We start from the raw sequence: 15,734 nt of genomic DNA, 5'->3' as shown, positions 1-15,734 counted from the left end.
CGCGAACGTTGTAGCTCGCGCCCCTGGGCGACAATTGCTGAGCCGGCGCAGGAAACGCGAACTAAAAGTTCGCGCTACATTTCGCCATGCAATCCACTCACCCACCCAAGTCCACCATTTTCACCGCTGCCGTCATTGTGGCCGCGCTGGGCTATTTCGTCGACATCTACGACCTGATTCTGTTCAGCATCGTGCGCGTCGAGAGCCTCAAAAGCCTCGGCATCACCGATGCCAAAGCCATCACCGACCAGGGCCTGTTTCTGATAAACATGCAGATGGGCGGCATGCTGCTCGGCGGCATCCTGTGGGGCGTGCTCGGCGATAAGAAGGGCCGGCTCTCGGTGCTTTTCGGCTCCATCCTGCTCTATTCGCTGGCCAACATCGCCAACGGCTTCGTCACCACCATCGACCAATACGCCTGGCTGCGGCTCGTGGCCGGCATTGGGCTGGCCGGCGAGCTGGGCGCGGGCATCACCCTCGTGAGCGAAGGCCTTTCCAAGGAAACCCGGGGCTATGGCACCATGGTGGTGGCCACCGTAGGCGTGAGCGGGGCGCTGCTGGGCTATTGGGTGGGCCACCGCTTTGGCTGGCGCAACGCCTATTTCGTGGGCGGCGGGCTGGGGCTGGCCCTGCTGGTGCTGCGGGTGAGCGTTTACGAATCGGGCATGTTCCAGCAGGTGCAGGCCCGCGCCGAGGTATCGCGGGGCAACTTCCTGAGCTTGTTCACCAACCCGGCGCGGCTGGGCAAGTACCTGCGCATCCTGCTGATTGGGGTGCCGCTGTGGTTTGTGGTGGGCATTCTGGTGACGCTGGCGCCCGAGTTTGGCCGCGCCCTGGGCCTCACGGGCGAGGTCACGGCCGGTCTGGCGGTGTTCTGGTGCTACTTCGGGCTGGTGTTCGGCGATTTTTTCAGCGGGGCGCTCAGCCAGCTCTGGCACTCACGCAACAAGGCGCTGCAGGTGTTTCTGGCCTTCTGCGCGGTGCTGGTGGGCGTGTATCTGTTTGGGGTGAAAGGGGCTTCGCCGACGACGTTTTACGCCGTGTGCTTCGTGCTGGGCGTGTCGGTGGGCTTCTGGGCGCTGTTCGTGACGGTGGCCGCCGAGCAGTTTGGCACCAATCTCCGGGCCACCGTAGCCACCACCGCGCCCAACTTTGCGCGGGGCGCGGTGGTGGGGCTGGTGCCTGCCTTCAAGTATTTGAGCGGGGCGCTGGGCGGCATTGTGCCGGGCGCGGCGGTGCTGGGCGGCCTCTCGCTGCTGGTGGCCTTCTGGGCCGTGAGCACCCTGCCCGAGAGCTACGGCAAAGACCTGGACTACGTGGAAGAATAGGGCGTTGGGAGCAGTTATGCTGAAATCAAAATATTGATTATGAAAAACTTTGCTTCGCGCCCAACGTAAACAGGCCCAACCTAACGGGTTTCCGGACCCACCTCCATGAAAAAAATCCTCGGCCTTGTGGCCATCCTCGTGGCTTCGGCCTTTTCGGCCCAGGCCCAAACCACCATGCCGGCCACGCCCGAGCCGGTCACCCTCACCCCTGAGCAGCAGGCGCAGCGCGCCACCGATGCCAAAGCCACCTACGAAGCCCAGAAGCAGCAAACCAACACCAGCGACCAGGCCGTGCGCGACAGCCGCAGCCAGCTGAAAGACAACGCCAGCCAGCAAAGCGACCTCAAGCGCCAGCTCAAAGAGCAGCGCCAGCAGGAAAAAGCTCAGAAAGCCCAGCTGAAAGAGCAGCGCACCGCTGCCAGCGAAGCCAAGAAACAGGAGCGCGCCGCCCGCGCCCTGGCCAAAGCCGAAAAGCAGCGCGCCAAGGAAATGAAGTAACGCACCGCTCGCTCCGTCGTATTGTAAAAGACTCCGGCTCCGGCCGGAGTTTTTTATTGCCTGCCCCTCCCCCTACTTTCACGCCTCCAATACCCCCGCCCGCATGGCCACGCCCACCAAAAACACCGTTCGTTACTACCCGTGGCACCATTTCGTGCTGCTGCCGCTGGCCTTCATCATGGCCGGCTACGCCATCATCCGCTACACCAAGGTGGCCGGCGACGACGACCAGACCGCCCGGCTCTGGTTCACGGTGGCGGCGCTGGCCGTCATCGGCCTCGGGGTGCTCGTGATGCTGCGCCAGCACTACGCCCTGCAGCTGCAGGACCGCATCTGCCGGCTCGAAGTGCGCCAGCGCTACTTCGAAGTGAGCGGCCAGCGCTTCGCCGAGCTCGAAAAGCAGCTCAGCCTCGCCCAGATTCTGAGCCTGCGCCTGGCCGGCGATGCCGAGCTGCCCGCGCTGGCCCAGGCCGCCGCCACGTCCAATCTTTCGCCCAAAGACATTCAGGCCCGTATCACCGATTTTCAGTTCGACACCATGCGCGTCTGATTTCAATGGGTGAAGGAGCGAATGGCGGAATGGGTGAATGTTTTTCGCCCACCGCTGCCCGCCCGGTCCGTTCACCCATTCCGCCATTCGCTCCTTCACCCATTGCTTTATGATTCTCTACAACGTCACCAGCAGCATCGAGCCCAGCGTAGCCGAGGAATGGCTGGATTTTATGCGCTCCACCCACATGCCCGAGGTAATGGAAACCGGCTTTTTCCTCAAAAGCCAGCTCCTGCGCCTGCTCAACGAGGAAGAGGGCGGCATCACCTACGCCGCCCAATACTACTGCATCGGCCTGGAGCAGCTGGAGGACTACCAGAACATCTGCGCCCCGGCCCTGCGCGCCGAGATGGAAAAGCACTTCGCCGGCAAGTACGTGTCGTTCCGCACCATTCTGGAAGTGGTGGAATAGCCGGCTGGCATCCGTAGCCAAGGCCAGATAGCGCGTTATGCCGGGCGGAGCCGGGGCCTCTCGCGTGCAGCAGTAACTCAATTCGTTGGGTTTACTGCCGCACGCGAGAGGCCCCGGCTCCGCCCGGCATGACCGTTTTTATCCTCCGCTACTCTCCACAAAATCGGGCACGAAAATGCCCTCCGTGCTGTTAAAACAGCACTCCATGAAAAACATCATCTTCTTTGGCGACAGCCTCACCGCCGGCCACGGCCTGCCCGCCGCCAACAGCTTCCCGACCCTCCTGCAGCAGCGCCTCGACGCGCAGCAGCTCCCCTATAAAGCCTACAACTACGGCGTGAGCGGCGAAACCAGCGCCGGCGGCCGGCAGCGCCTGGCCGCCGTGCTGGCCCGGCACCCCGTCGATGTGTTTGTGCTGGCCCTCGGGGCCAACGACGGCATTCGCGGCATTCCGGTGCGCGAAACCACCCAGAACCTGCAGTTCATCATCGACGCCGTGCGGCGGCAATATCCCGACGCGCAAATCGTGCTGGCCGGTCTGGAGTTTCCCTTCGACCTCGGCCCGCTCGGCGGTCACCGGCTGGCCCACTACGCCACCGAGTTCAAAGCCCTGTTCCGCACCCTGGCCGAGAAGAATAGTCTGCCCTTCATCCCCTTTCTCCTGCAAGGCGTGCTGGGCCGCCGCGACCTCAACCTCGCCGACGGCGTGCACCCCAACGCGGCCGGCCAGAAAATCCTGGCCGAGAACGTGTGGCAGGTGCTCGGGCCGCTGCTGCAGCAGCCGGTGAGCTCGTAGCCTACACCTGTCATCCTTCGCTGTGCTCAGGATGACCGCAACTGATAGCAAGCTTCTTAAAACCCGAACAGATTCCCCTGCACCGGCTGCGGGATGATGCGCGGCGGCGGCACGGCAATGCCCGTCAGCGCCTTTACCTTTTCTAACAGGTACTGCGTGAGCACCGGCGCGTGGCGCACGTCCTTCTGGTGGATGAAGAAGTAGATTTCGTGCACGCCCTGGGCCACCCAGGCGGCCATGCGCTCGGCCCAGGCGTCGGCGCGGTGGTAGTCGGTGCTGTGCAGGCCGTGGCCGTTGAAGCGGATGAAGGCCGTGGGCGTGGTCAGGCGCATGTGCAGCACGTCGCGCCGGCCAGCCACGTCGGTTAGCACCAGCGTTTTGTTGAGGGCTTCGAGGGTGGCAAACACGGCATTGGCCAGGCCGTGGTCGGAAAACCAGCGCGGGTGGCGCAGCTCCACGGCCAGCGGCACGGTTTCGGGGAAGTCGAGCAGGAAGCGCTCCAGGCGCGGCAGGTGCTCGGGGCCGAAGTGCGGCGGCAGCTGCAGAAAGGCCCAGCCCAGGTTCTCACCCAGCCCTTCAAAGGCCCGCGCCGTGGTCACCACCAGGTCGTCGGCCTGAAATAACTCCCGCTCGTGGCTGATGCTGCGCGGCAGCTTGGGGCAAAATTTGAAGCCGGAATCCGGCCCCACGGCCTCGCGCCAGCGCCGCACCGTGGCGGCATCGGGAATGCGGTAATGCGTCGTGTTCAGCTCGATGCTGTTGAACTGCCGGGCGTAGTAGTGCAGGTAGTCAGGCTCTTTGATGCCGGCCGGGAAGTAGGTACCCAGCCAGTCCTTGTTGGTCCAGATGGGGCAGCCCACATACACGCGGGCGGGCCGGGGCTGGGCAGGCCGGGCGCGGGCCAGCACGCGGGCGGTTTCGGGGTGGTCGGGCGGGAGCCCGAAATCAACGTAGCGCAGGTCGGGTAAGCGGCCAAAATCCATGAAGCAAAGGTAGGGTTCGGGGCTTCTGCTCTTACGAAAAATCCGGGACTTACGCAAACGGGTTTCGAAGGTAGTCGGCCAGCCAATGCCGAAATTTTATACCCGCCGCATAATCTAATTTCAGCACCCGCGCAATGGCTTGGGCTGGTTTTGGCAAAATATAGTTTGAGGCAACCTCACGGCTACTTTTGCGGCCAATATGAAGATTAATTAAATGCAAGTTTTCTGGTTTTTGCACAATTTTTTACCCAACTCACTTAGCAGCGCTCCCTAAAATTTAGCATTGCCCGGATGGAGAGGCCTATGTTTGTTTCGCTCACCATCTGCGAATCGCATGATTTTATTTCGCCGCCCGATAGTACTCGTCCTCGCCAGTTGCTTCTTTTTTCTGCTGACTTTTCTGGACGCCTCGGCGCGCACCGCGCCCGGCACCACCAACGCAGCTCCTGCCCCTAGCTCCGCTTCTACGACTGTGCTGCGCGGCCGGGCCTCCTGGTATGGCAGTTACTTTCAGGGCCGGCGCACCACCAGCGGTGAGCGCTACAACCGCCACAAGTACACCTGCGCTCACAAAACGCTGCCCTTCGGCACCCGCCTGCGGGTAACGAACGTGAAGAACGGCAAATCGGTGGTGGTGCGCGTCACCGACCGCGGCCCGTTCCGTCACCAGCGCATCCTCGATTTATCGGAAGCTGCCGCCCGCCCGCTGGGCGTGGTGGACTGCGGCGCCGCCACGGTCATTGCCCAGGTAGTGGCCGACGACGCTCCGCTGGGCCCCGCCACCACTCCCGAAAACTTCGCCGCCCTCTACGCCGCCGACCCTAACCCGGAAGCGGCTTTCACGACCTATTCGGTTGCGCCGGATGCCCCCATCAGCCCCGCCGACTCCCTGGCCCGCGTGGCCAATACGGCCCAGCTCATTGCTGCTTCTACTCAAACGGGTGCTGAGGTGATGACGGCCACCGAATCGGTGAACTGCCCGACGGGCTTCTTCATCCAGGCCGGCTCGTTTGTGGATGCGGCGAATGCTACCAGCGTGCAGGCGCGCATCAAGTCGCTGCTGCCCGAGGTGCAGGTCAACATCTCGCAGGATTTGGTGGACGGCCGCCAGCGCAGCCGGGTGCTCGTGGGCCAGTTCGGCGAGCGGCCCGAGGCCGAAGCCGTGCGCCAGCAGCTTCTGGTGTGGGGCATTGGCGGGCTGGTGCGCGAAGTGGCGCTGCGCTGAGTTTTGCCGGCCCCATCGGGGCCGCGTATCGGCAGAAGCAATGCCACCCGATTTTTTAAGCCCCATCGGGGCGGCGCCCGGCAAACAACGGGGGTCGCCCCGATGGGGCTTTGCTCGTTTTATCTATCTATTTACTACCGATATGTCGCCCCGCTGGGGCTTGGTTCAGTAGCTTGCAGCGAGAAATCTGCAACGAGCTACAAGTATGATAAAGGCGCTACTGGCCCTCGCCGCCACGTTTACCCTGGTGTGGGTGCTGAATGCTTCGCACGGCACCGTGCCGCCCTTCGGCAAGCTGCTGAGCCCCTACCGCGGCTTCTGGCGGAACGGCGAAACCAAAGATGACTTCCCCGCGCAGCAAACGCTGGACCTGCCCGGCCTGCAGGCGCCCGTGACCGTGCGCTACGACGACCACCGCGTGCCGCACGTCTTCGCCCAGAACGACCACGACCTGTACCTGGCCCAGGGCTACCTCACGGCCCGCGACCGGCTCTGGCAGATGGATTTCGTGGCGCACGTAGCCGCCGGGCGGCTGGCCGAAATAGTGGGGCCGGAGCGGCTGGAAACCGACCGGTTTTTCCGGCGCATGGGCCTGGGCTTCGGGGCGCAGAAATCGAGCGAAGCGGCCCTGGCCGACCCGGTGAGCGGCCCCATGGTGCGGGCGTATTCCGACGGGGTGAATGCCTACATCAATAGCCTAACGCCGGCCACCTACCCGTTTGAGTACAAGCTGCTCGACTACGCGCCGGAGCCCTGGGAGCCGCTGAAAAGCGCCCTCATTCTGAAGTACATGGCCTTCGACCTGACGGGCCGCTCCGACGACCTGCGCATGAGCAACGCCCTGCGCAAATACGGCCCGGCGGTGATGCGCGACCTGTTTCCGGACTACCCCACCCGCGAGTCGCCGGTGGTGCCGGCCGGCACGCCGCTCGACTTTCAGCCGCTGGCGGTGCCGCCCGTGCCGCCCGCTTTCGCGGCAGCCGAGGCACCCTACACGCCCACACAGGAGCCGGACCGGGAGCTGGGCTCCAACAACTTCGCGGTGAGCGGCGCGCGCTCCGAAACCGGCTTTCCGATGCTGGCCAACGACCCGCACTTGCAGCTCAACCTGCCCAGCATCTGGTACCAGGTGCAGCTGGCCGCGCCGGGTGTGAACGTGTACGGGGTGAGCATTCCCGGCACGCCCACGGCCATCATCGGCTTCAATGAAAACGCGGCTTGGGGCGTGACCAATACCTACGCCGACGTGCTGGACTGGTACCAGATTCAGTTTCGGGATGCCTCGCGGCGCGAGTACCGCTACAATGGCCAGTGGCGCCCGGTGCGCCGCGTGGTGGAGCACATCAAAGTAAAAGGCAAGCCCGACCAGCTCGATACTGTGCTCTATACCCACCACGGCCCGGTGGTGTACGAGCGGGCCCAAAAGCCCTTTCTGCCCCAGACGCCCATCGGCTACGCCGCCCGCTGGACGGCCCACGACGCGGCCAACGAATTCCTGACCTTCTACCGCCTCAACCGCGCCCGCACCTACGCCGACTACACGGCCGCGCTGGCCACCTACGGCGCGCCGGCGCAGAACTTCGTTTTTGCGGATGCGGAAAAAGATATTGCCCTCTGGCCTAACGGCCACTTCCCGCTGAAATGGCGCGAGCAGGGCAAGTACCTGCTCGACGGCCGCGACCCGGCCCAGGACTGGCAGGGCTGGATTCCGGCCGCCCAGAACCCACACGTGAAGAATCCGGCGCGGGGCTTTGTGTCGTCGGCCAATCAGTCGTCGGTGCGGCCCGAGGACTATCCGTATTATTTAAACTGGGACTACGGCTCGTCGGAGCGCGGCCGACGCATCAACCAGCGCCTGGGCCAGATGCCCCGCGTGACGGCCGACAGCCTGCGACGGCTGCAGAACGACAACTTCGGGATGAATGCCCAACTCATGCTGCCGCGCTTGTTGGACTTGGCCGGCGGCTTGTCGCCCGCCTCGCCCGAAGGCAAAGCCCTGGCGGCCCTGCGTGCTTGGAACTACCAGTACACCGCCGATGCCATCGCGCCCAGCCTGTTTGAGCTGTGGTACGACAACCTGGTGAAGCGCCTCTGGGACGACGACTTCCCCACCGACCCCAGCGGGCCGGCCTACCGCTACCCTGCCCGCGACCGCACCAACAACTTGATTATGAAAGAAGACACCAGCCATTGGGTTGACGACCGCCGCACCCGCACCACCCGCGAAACCCTGCCCCTGCTGGCCCGCCAAAGCCTGAGCTGGGCCGTGGACAGCCTCACCCGCAAATACGGCCGCCAAAGCGCCAAATGGCGCTGGGCCGCCCAGAAAAGCACCGACGTGCTGCACCTGCTCAAGCTGCCCGGCTTCGGGGTGCTGGACGTGGACTGCGGCGGCGGCGCGGGCATTGTGAACGCCACCACTGAGCGCACGGGCCCCAGCTGGCGCATGGTGGTGGCCCTGGGCTCGCAGGTGCGCGCCTACGGCGTGTACCCCGGCGGCCAGAGCGGCAACCCCGGCTCGCCCTTCTACACCAACCTGGTGGAGACCTGGCGCGTGGGCCAGCTCGATGAACTGGTGTTTCTACGCACGGCCCAGGAGCCCAATGCGCGGGTGGCCACGGCCTGGACGCTGCGGGGGAAATAGTTTTTTTCTTGGTTTTACTCGAAGGCTGCCAAACCTCTTTCCAAAGTCAATCCTTTGCCTCTTCATGCCTTCCTACCCATCATTTTCTCTATCAGGTCTTTACCCCAAAGCGCTGCTTCTGGCCACCTTATTCGGGCCGATGTGGGCATTTGCGCAAAAGCAGCCCGCGACACCGGTGGTGAAGGACCCTACTAATCGAGCCGACCAGGTAGTGGAAACAAACGTTATTGGAAAGAGTGGCGTTGAAAAGGTGATTGGCAAAGAATACACCTATGTGGAGCAAATGCCGCAGCTACCCGGCGGGGGTGGCAGCGCGGCCATTATTAAGGCCATTCAGGGCCGGCTAGTGTATCCGCCCTATGCCATTCAGCAGCAGATTGAAGGCATTGTGCAGGTCCATTTCGTAGTTGGCAGCAATGGGGCGGTTCGCGGCGAACGCATCGTTCGGGGTATTGGTGGGGGGTGCGACGAGCAGGTGCTGGCTGTCGTTCGAAAGCTCCCCCGCTTCACGCCCGGCACCCAGAATGGCCGGCCGGTAGATGTGGGGTTTACGGTACCCATTACGTTCCGCCTTGAGGGCTCCGGCACCACCCGAGGCGATATGCTGGATACCCTGCGCCGGGTATATCCACTGGTGAATGAAATGCCGCACCTACCAGGCGGGGGCGGCAATCAGGCCATTTTCAGGGCCATCCAGCAGGCCGTCATCATGCCGCCCGAAGCGGCCAACGATACCATTGCCCGCAAGGTCTTTGTCAGCTTCATCGTCGGGCCCAGCGGCGTTATCCGCGACGTCAAGCTTGTGAGAAGCCTGAATGCCCCCTGCGATGCCGCTGCCCTGGCCGCCGTGCGCCAGTTGCCGCGCTTCGTGGGCGGAAAGCTGAATGGCCTGCCGGCCTCGGTGAGCTTCACCGTGCCCGTGCTGTTCGGCCGGCTCCCGAAAAAGCCTTGACGCGCCACCGGAACGGGCGGGGACAAGCCCCGCCCCTACCCGTTCTGTTTATTCCCAGCGCACGTCCAGCAGGCGCAGCTGCACGGCGCGCTGGCCGCGGTATTCGTTCAGTTCCACGGTGTAGCAGGCGCTGAAGGGCTGGCCCTGCTCAATCTGGGGCAGGTAGTCGGCCAGGCCGAAGCCGATGGCATCCACGGCCGGCCCCTGCGCATCGGCCGAGGCAAGGCGGAGCTTGAGGTGGCCCTGGCCCACCACCCGGGCGCTGTGTGGCACCGCCATGAGCCGCTGCGAGGCAAACACTGGGTTGGGATTGCCGGGGCCGAAGGGCTCCATGCGCCGCAACTCCCCAAAAAAGGCCTCTGTGATGCGCCCGATGGGCAGCACCGCCGCGATTTCGACGGGTCGCACCAGGTGCTCGGTGGTGAGCGTATGGGCCACCACTTCCTCGAAGCGCCGCTGGAAGGCGGGCACGTTCTCCACCTTCAGGGTGAGGCCGGCGGCGGCGCGGTGCCCGCCAAACTGGTCGAGCAGCGGGGCGCAAGCCTCCAGCGCCTCGTGCACATCGAACCCCGCCACCGAGCGGGCCGAGCCGGTGGCCTTGCCATCGCGCTGCGTCAGGATGACGGTGGGGCGGTAGTATTGGTCGAGGCAGCGCGAGGCCACGATGCCCAGCACGCCCTGGTGCCAGTCGGCCTTGTAGAGCACGGTGGCGTGGGCGTTTTGCAGGGTTGGGCTGCTGGCAATCATGTCCAGGGCCTCCTGGGTGGTGTGCTGGTCCGAGCCGCGCCGCTGCTGGTTCATCTGGTCCACCACTTCGGCGGTGTAGCGGGCCTCCTGCTGGTCGGGGGCCAGCAGCATGGCCACGGCGCGGCGGGCATCGCCCATGCGCCCGGCCGCGTTGATGCGCGGCGCAAAGCCAAATATCAGGCTGCTGATGCCCAGCGGGCCTTCGCGCAGCGTCGCCAGCTCGCGCAGCGCGGCCAGGCCGGGGCGCAGCAGGGCAATGTCTTCGTTGAAGCGCCGCAGCCCGTACGAGGCCAGAATCCGGTTTTCGCCGGTGATGGGCACAATGTCGGCCGCGATGCTGACCGTCACCAAGTCCAGCAAATCATACAGCGGCTCCGTCAGCAGGCCCAGGTGCTGGCCCAGCGCCTGCATCAGCTTGAAGCCCACGCCGCAGCCCGACAGCTCCTTGTAGGGGTACGGGCAGTCGGCCCGCTTGGGGTCGAGCACGGCCACGGCGGCGGGCAGCTCCTCGCCGGGCAGGTGGTGGTCGCAGATGATGAAATCGACGCCCCGACTGGTGGCGTAGGCCACCTGCTCCACGGCCTTGATGCCGCAGTCGAGCGCGATGATGAGGGCAAACCCCTGGTCGGCGGCCACGTCGATGGCCTTCTGCGAGATGCCGTAGCCCTCGGTGTAGCGGTCGGGGATGTAGTCGCGCAGGCGCTCGGCGCCAAACAGCGGCGTGAGGTAGCTCATCACCGTGGCCACCGACGTGATGCCGTCCACGTCGTAATCGCCGAGCACGAGCACCTTTTCGCCGGCTTCCAGGGCGTGGGCGAGGCGGGCCACGGCACGGTCCATGTCGCGCATCAGCAGCGGGTTGGGCAGCTGGCGCAGGTCGGGGTGGAAGAAGGCAGCGGCCGCTTCGGGCGTGGCAATGCCACGCTGCACCAGCAGGGCCGCTATTTCGGGGCTAATGAAAAGAGCCTCGGTGAGGGCGTTGACCTGGGCAGAGTCGGGGTCGGGGATATAATTCCAGCGCTTAGCAGCGGATTGGGACATTGGATACTTCGTCAAAATGGCTTCAAAAGTACGACCAAACCCCGCCCCGCGCCCGGTGGCTTACCTTTGCCTCCGTCATCTTAGCAGGCCGTTCCATGAGCAAGCTTTCGGAATTTTTCCGCAAATACCGCCAGTACATCGGCACCGAAGTGTTGATGTACGGCACGTTCATCGTACTGCTGGCGCTGCTGGTATTGTTTTTTGGGTAGGAGGGCTTAGGGCAGGAGGGTATGAGGGCGTGAGGGTGTGAGGGTAGGAGTTTCTGGTTGCACAACTCCTACCCTCTCACCCTCACACCCTCTCACCCTCCTGCCCCCGCCTACTGTACCCCATCGCCGCGCAGCTTGCGGAAGCGCTTGCGGGCCTCGGCCACGTAAATGCTGCCGGGGTACTTCACCAGTACCTGGTTGTACAGCTCCTGGGCCTTCACCTTGTCCTTCACGTCTTCTTCCTGAATGCGGGCCAGCAGGAATAGCGCATCGTCGCTCAGCACGTCGGTTTTGGGGTTGTTGGTGATGCGCTCCAGCGTGGCAATGGCCCCGGCCGCGTCGCCGGTGCGGCGCTGCAGCTGGGCTTTGAGGTAGTAAGTATCATCGGCCAGCGCGTGGCCGGGAAAGCGGTCCAGCAAGTCATCCAAGCCCTTTATCGCCTCCGGAATCTTGTTCTGAAACACCAGCTGCTCCACGGCGGCGTAGGCCTTCAGACCGAGGCCCAGCGTGTCCTCCACGGTGTTGTCCTGAATCAGCAGCGAGAGCTGCATGGCATCGTTGGCAATTTCGCGGGTGGTGGCCTCTTTCAGGATGTCGAGGTGGCTTTGGGCCAGCTTAAAATCGCCGGCGTAGTAGCTCAGGCGGGCGTTGCGCAGCTTGGCCTCGTAGCCCAGCGGCGAGTCCTTGTGCGACTTTTCGACCTGCGAATAGAGCAGCGTGGCCTCCCAGGGTTCGCCTTTCAGAATGTACAGGTCGCCCTGCGTGACTTTGGCCTCGTCCACCACGTCATCGCTGACGCGGGGCATGTCGATGACTTCCTGCAGCAGGGTCATGGCCCGGGCCCGGTCGTTCAGCTGGAAGGCATACAGGTTGGCCAGGTTGCGGATAATGGGGGCCGTTTCGGGCGTGCGGCCCAGCTCCGCCAGCAGCTGGTCGTATTCCGTGACCAATGCCCGCACTTTCGTCACGTCTACCGGGTAGGTTTCGCGCACCTGAGCCTCGCGGGCTTGCAGCAGGCGCTGGCGGGCAGCGTTGTAGTACGGCCCGCTGCGGTACTCCCTGGCCACGTAGCTGAAGCCGTCGATGGCGGTTTCGTAGTCCTTGTTTTGCTGCGCGATGGCGGCCAGCTCCATCACCCGCACGCCTTCGCTGCGGCCGCGCCGGTCCAGCGCCCGCGCCTGCACCAGCGCCCCGGCAAAGTCGCGGCGCTGCACCTGCAGCCAGAGCAGCAACTCGCTGTAAGCGGCCTGGTCGGGGTGGTTCTGGGTGGCGGTGAGCAGCTGCTTCTCCAGCGCGTCGAAGTCTTTTTCGTCGTGCAGGGCGTTTTGCAGCATGTTGCGCACGTAGGGCAGCTGCTTGTCGTCCTGGGCAATGAGGCGCAGGGTTTCGGCCAGCACCTGGGGCTGGTTCTGGGTTTGGGTGTAGAGCTGAATGAGCTGCGGGGCGTATTCGGTATCGTTTTTGGCCAGCGCCCGGCCGCGCAGATAGGCTTTCTCCGTCCATGCGGGCAGTTCGCGGCGCTCAAAATCGGTGGCTACGGGCAGCACCTGCGCCGGCGTGAGCTGGGCCAGCACCTTGTTCCACTGTTTTTCGGCGGCAGGCGCATCGCCAGCCGCTTTGTATACGCTTCCCAGCGCCACCCCCGCCGTGGCGTCCTCCGGGTGCAGCTTGATGGCTTTTTTGGCTAGCTTTTCGGCGTCCTTATACTTCTTCAGGGCTTGCAGCGAAGTCAGGTATACCGGAAACAAGGCCGGGCTCGTCTGCTCCTCGGCCGAGAGCTTTTCGAACAGGAACACCACTTTCTCGTGCTCGCCCCGGCTGGCGTAGTCCTGGGCCAGCGCGGCGCTGCTCACCGGCGCCCACGGCTTCGAGGGTTGGGCCCGGGCCGCCAGGGCCAGCAGCAGGGCGGCAGCTACAAAAAGGGAAGACGAACGCATAGAGTCAGAAGTCGTTTCGGGCCGCAACGGCCCAATGGCGCCGCAGCGGCTGCAGGTCGTAAACGCCGGAATTCAGGCGCTTCGTTCAAAGTAGTCGGGCCGGGAAAGACGCACAAAAAAAGGGCCGCCCCCGAAGGTACGGCCCTTTTCAAATGTGCGGATTGACGGCTTAGAAAAACTTGGTGCGGTTGTCTTTCACGTTGGCGTGGGCCTTGATGGCCTCGTAAATCTTGCCGTCCTGCGCCTGGGCGCGCTGCTGCGTCAGCTGCTGGCGAATGGTTTTCAGGTCGTTGGCCACGGCGGGCATCGACATGGTTACGGGCTCCACGACCAGCACGCCCTGCTCGCCCTGGATGGGGGCCGACTTCTGGCCGGGCTTCAGCGCGTAGGCCTTGCCCACGGCCAGTGGCTCGAAGCCCACGTTGGTAATGCTGCCCTGGCCTAGCACCACGTTATCGGCGGCGCCAAGCTGCGCGGTGGGGCCGTACTTCTGAGCCATTTCTTCCAGGGTGCCGGTTTTGGGCAGCTTGGCCATGATTTGCTTGGCCTTCTCCTCGTTGCGCACCAGCGCCGACAGCTCGGGGCGCAGGCTGGCCACGGTGGCCGTGCCCTTGGTGCGCTCGTCGGTGAGGGCTGCAATTACGTATTGGTCGCCGATTTCGTACACCTCCGAGATGTCGCCCACCTTGGTTTCCGAGCCGTTGGGGTTGAAGCCAAAGGCCCAGCGCACCAGCTCACGGGCATTCTGCAGGCCGTTTACGCTGCGCGCGCCGCGGTCCAGGTTTTTAGCCTCCTGCTTTTGCAGGGTCTTGTCCTTGGTTACCAGCTGGCGGAAGCTTTCCAGGTCGGTGGCTTCGCCCTTCAGCTGCTGGGCTTTGGCGTAGGCGGCTTCGCGGGTGGCATCGCTCGGGGCAATGGTTTTCTTCACCTCGGCCACCTGATAGGTCTGCTTGGTAGGCGCGGCCGTGATTTTGATGATGTGGTAGCCGAACGAGGTTTCTACCAGGTTGGGCAGCAGGCCCGTGGACGTAGCGCCGAAAATGGCCTTCTCGAACTCGGGCACCATGCGGCCTTTGCCAAACCAGCCGAGGTCGCCGCCCTGGTCTTTGGTACCGTCGGTGCCGAACTGCCGGGCCATGGCCGCGAAGTCGGCTCCGCCCTTGATTTTGTTCAGGATATCCTGGGCCTTGGCTTTGGCAGCGGCTTTGGCTTCGGGCGTGGTGCCGTCGGCCTTGATGAGAATGTGGCTGGCGCGGGCGGCCGGCTCTTTGCCCGTGCCCACGGCCGATACTTTGTAGAGCGAGTACGTTGCGCCTTCCACGTACGGGCCATACACTTTGCCCTGGGTCAGGGGCAGCTGCTTGCGCAGCTCCTCGGGCAGGTCGGCCGGGCTGCGGAACGCGTTATTGGGCTGCAGCTCCGAGTTCTGCATCACAAACAGCGAATCGACCGGAGCGGCGGCAAACTGCGTGGTCAGCTCGGCAATGGTGTTTTTCACCGCCGCGCTGTCCTCCTTCGAGGCCACCACCGGAATGGTGATGTACTCCACCGAGCGGCCGTCTTCCACCTTGTACTTGCTCTTGTTTTTGTCGAGGTAGGCCTGCAGCTGGGCATCGGTCACTTTCACGGCCGAGTCCGAGATGCTGCCGTAGGGCACAAACAAATACTTGATGGTGGCTTTCGTGTTCTGGCTCACGTCGAAGCGCTTGGCTTCGGCCGAAGTCACGTACACCGAGTTTTTCAGCAGGGCGTTGTACTTGTTGGCGAGGCGCTCGGCGGGCAGGTTGGCTTCGAAGTTGTGCCAGGCGGCCTGGTTTTCGGGGGGCAGCTTGTCGAGGTTTTTCAGGTACTCAATCAGGCGGGCCTTGTCGAACTGCCCCGTCTTCTGGTCGGTAAAGGCCTGCTTGATGCCGGGGCTGATGTTGTCGCCCTGCACCATGTCCACGAGTTCGTCGTCGCTCACCTTGAGGCCCAGCTTTTCCCACTCCGGCTGAAAAGCCAGGCGGTAAATGGTCTGGTTCCAGGCCTGGTCGCGCAGGTAGCCCAGGGCCTGGTCGTCGGGCTGGCGCTGCTGCTGGGCTATAAAAGCCTGCTTGGCCTGCGTCAGGGCGTTGTCGTAGTCGGCGAGTTCGACCTTTTGGCCGGCTACTTCGCCCACCGTCTGGTCGTTGCGGTTGAAGAGCTTGTTTTTACCGCCCACCAGGTCGCCGCCCACAATAAAGAGCAGCATCCCGACGGCCACGGTACCTACCGCCCAGCCCGATTTTTCCCGAATCGTGTTAATTAAAGCCATTTACTTGTCAAAAGAATCGAATCCGTGTTGGTCAAAAGAGGCGCAAAATAACCAGAATTTGACCGGGAATCAAAGTTTTACCGGTTTTAAAGTCTAGTGCTCGGCTACCGAAACCATTG

General features: G+C 63.7%; 12 protein-coding genes. 8 read left to right on the top strand and 4 right to left on the bottom strand.

The window, feature by feature from the left end:
- Positions 1 to 86 precede the first annotated feature (86 nt).
- From ACYVHT_RS04630 to ACYVHT_RS04610, 5 genes are all read left to right on the top strand, one after another.
- Positions 87 to 1,328, top strand: coding sequence for an MFS transporter (locus tag ACYVHT_RS04630; RefSeq protein ID WP_460548461.1), 1,242 nt, complete (start codon positions 87 to 89; stop codon positions 1,326 to 1,328).
- Positions 1,329 to 1,433: 105 nt separating this feature from the next.
- Positions 1,434 to 1,826, top strand: a complete 393-nt coding sequence (locus ACYVHT_RS04625; RefSeq protein WP_460548459.1) for a hypothetical protein — start codon at positions 1,434 to 1,436, stop codon at positions 1,824 to 1,826.
- Positions 1,827 to 1,929: 103 nt separating this feature from the next.
- Positions 1,930 to 2,376, top strand: coding sequence for a DUF6526 family protein (locus tag ACYVHT_RS04620; RefSeq protein ID WP_460548458.1), 447 nt, complete (start codon positions 1,930 to 1,932; stop codon positions 2,374 to 2,376).
- Positions 2,377 to 2,485: 109 nt separating this feature from the next.
- A complete protein-coding gene (locus tag ACYVHT_RS04615; RefSeq protein WP_460548456.1) occupies positions 2,486 to 2,788 on the top strand; it encodes a DUF4286 family protein in 303 nt (100 codons plus the stop codon).
- Positions 2,789 to 2,993: 205 nt separating this feature from the next.
- Entirely contained in the window at positions 2,994 to 3,584 is a 591-nt protein-coding gene (locus ACYVHT_RS04610; RefSeq protein ID WP_460548454.1) for an arylesterase, read from the top strand.
- Between the two features lie 56 nt (positions 3,585 to 3,640).
- Here ACYVHT_RS04610 and ACYVHT_RS04605 read toward each other — a convergent pair whose 3' ends face one another.
- Positions 3,641 to 4,567 (bottom strand): DUF72 domain-containing protein, encoded by a 927-nt coding sequence (locus ACYVHT_RS04605; protein ID WP_460548452.1) that lies wholly within the window; start codon positions 4,565 to 4,567, stop codon positions 3,641 to 3,643.
- Positions 4,568 to 4,901: 334 nt separating this feature from the next.
- On the opposite strand from ACYVHT_RS04605, the gene ACYVHT_RS04600 reads away from it, so the two are divergent.
- The 3 genes from ACYVHT_RS04600 (at position 4,902) to ACYVHT_RS04590 (ending at position 9,388) form a co-directional block, all read left to right on the top strand.
- The gene (locus tag ACYVHT_RS04600) at positions 4,902 to 5,792 is read left to right on the top strand and encodes a septal ring lytic transglycosylase RlpA family protein (protein ID WP_460548450.1); all 891 of its coding nucleotides are present in this window, start codon (positions 4,902 to 4,904) and stop codon (positions 5,790 to 5,792) included.
- A gap of 205 nt (positions 5,793 to 5,997) precedes the next feature.
- Positions 5,998 to 8,436, top strand: a complete 2,439-nt coding sequence (locus tag ACYVHT_RS04595) for a penicillin acylase family protein (protein WP_460548448.1) — start codon at positions 5,998 to 6,000, stop codon at positions 8,434 to 8,436.
- Positions 8,437 to 8,719: 283 nt separating this feature from the next.
- A complete protein-coding gene (locus ACYVHT_RS04590) occupies positions 8,720 to 9,388 on the top strand; it encodes a TonB family protein (protein ID WP_460548446.1) in 669 nt (222 codons plus the stop codon).
- A gap of 48 nt (positions 9,389 to 9,436) precedes the next feature.
- Here ACYVHT_RS04590 and recJ read toward each other — a convergent pair whose 3' ends face one another.
- The 3 genes from recJ to ACYVHT_RS04575 all read right to left on the bottom strand — a co-directional run bounded on the left by recJ (position 9,437) and on the right by ACYVHT_RS04575 (position 15,615).
- Positions 9,437 to 11,176 carry a single-stranded-DNA-specific exonuclease RecJ gene (recJ, locus tag ACYVHT_RS04585; protein WP_460548443.1) on the bottom strand — a complete coding sequence of 580 codons (1,740 nt, stop codon included), beginning with the start codon at positions 11,174 to 11,176 and terminating at the stop codon, positions 9,437 to 9,439.
- Between the two features lie 319 nt (positions 11,177 to 11,495).
- Positions 11,496 to 13,322: a tetratricopeptide repeat protein gene (locus ACYVHT_RS04580; RefSeq protein ID WP_460548441.1), complete on the bottom strand. Its 1,827-nt coding sequence runs from the start codon at positions 13,320 to 13,322 to the stop codon at positions 11,496 to 11,498.
- Between the two features lie 169 nt (positions 13,323 to 13,491).
- Positions 13,492 to 15,615 carry a SurA N-terminal domain-containing protein gene (locus tag ACYVHT_RS04575; protein WP_460548439.1) on the bottom strand — a complete coding sequence of 708 codons (2,124 nt, stop codon included), beginning with the start codon at positions 15,613 to 15,615 and terminating at the stop codon, positions 13,492 to 13,494.
- Positions 15,616 to 15,734: the final 119 nt, after the last annotated feature.

The organism is Hymenobacter daeguensis (assembly GCF_054780555.1).
The sequence above is the reverse complement of the archived record's forward strand: the minus strand, read 5'-3'. Positions and strand labels throughout refer to the sequence as shown.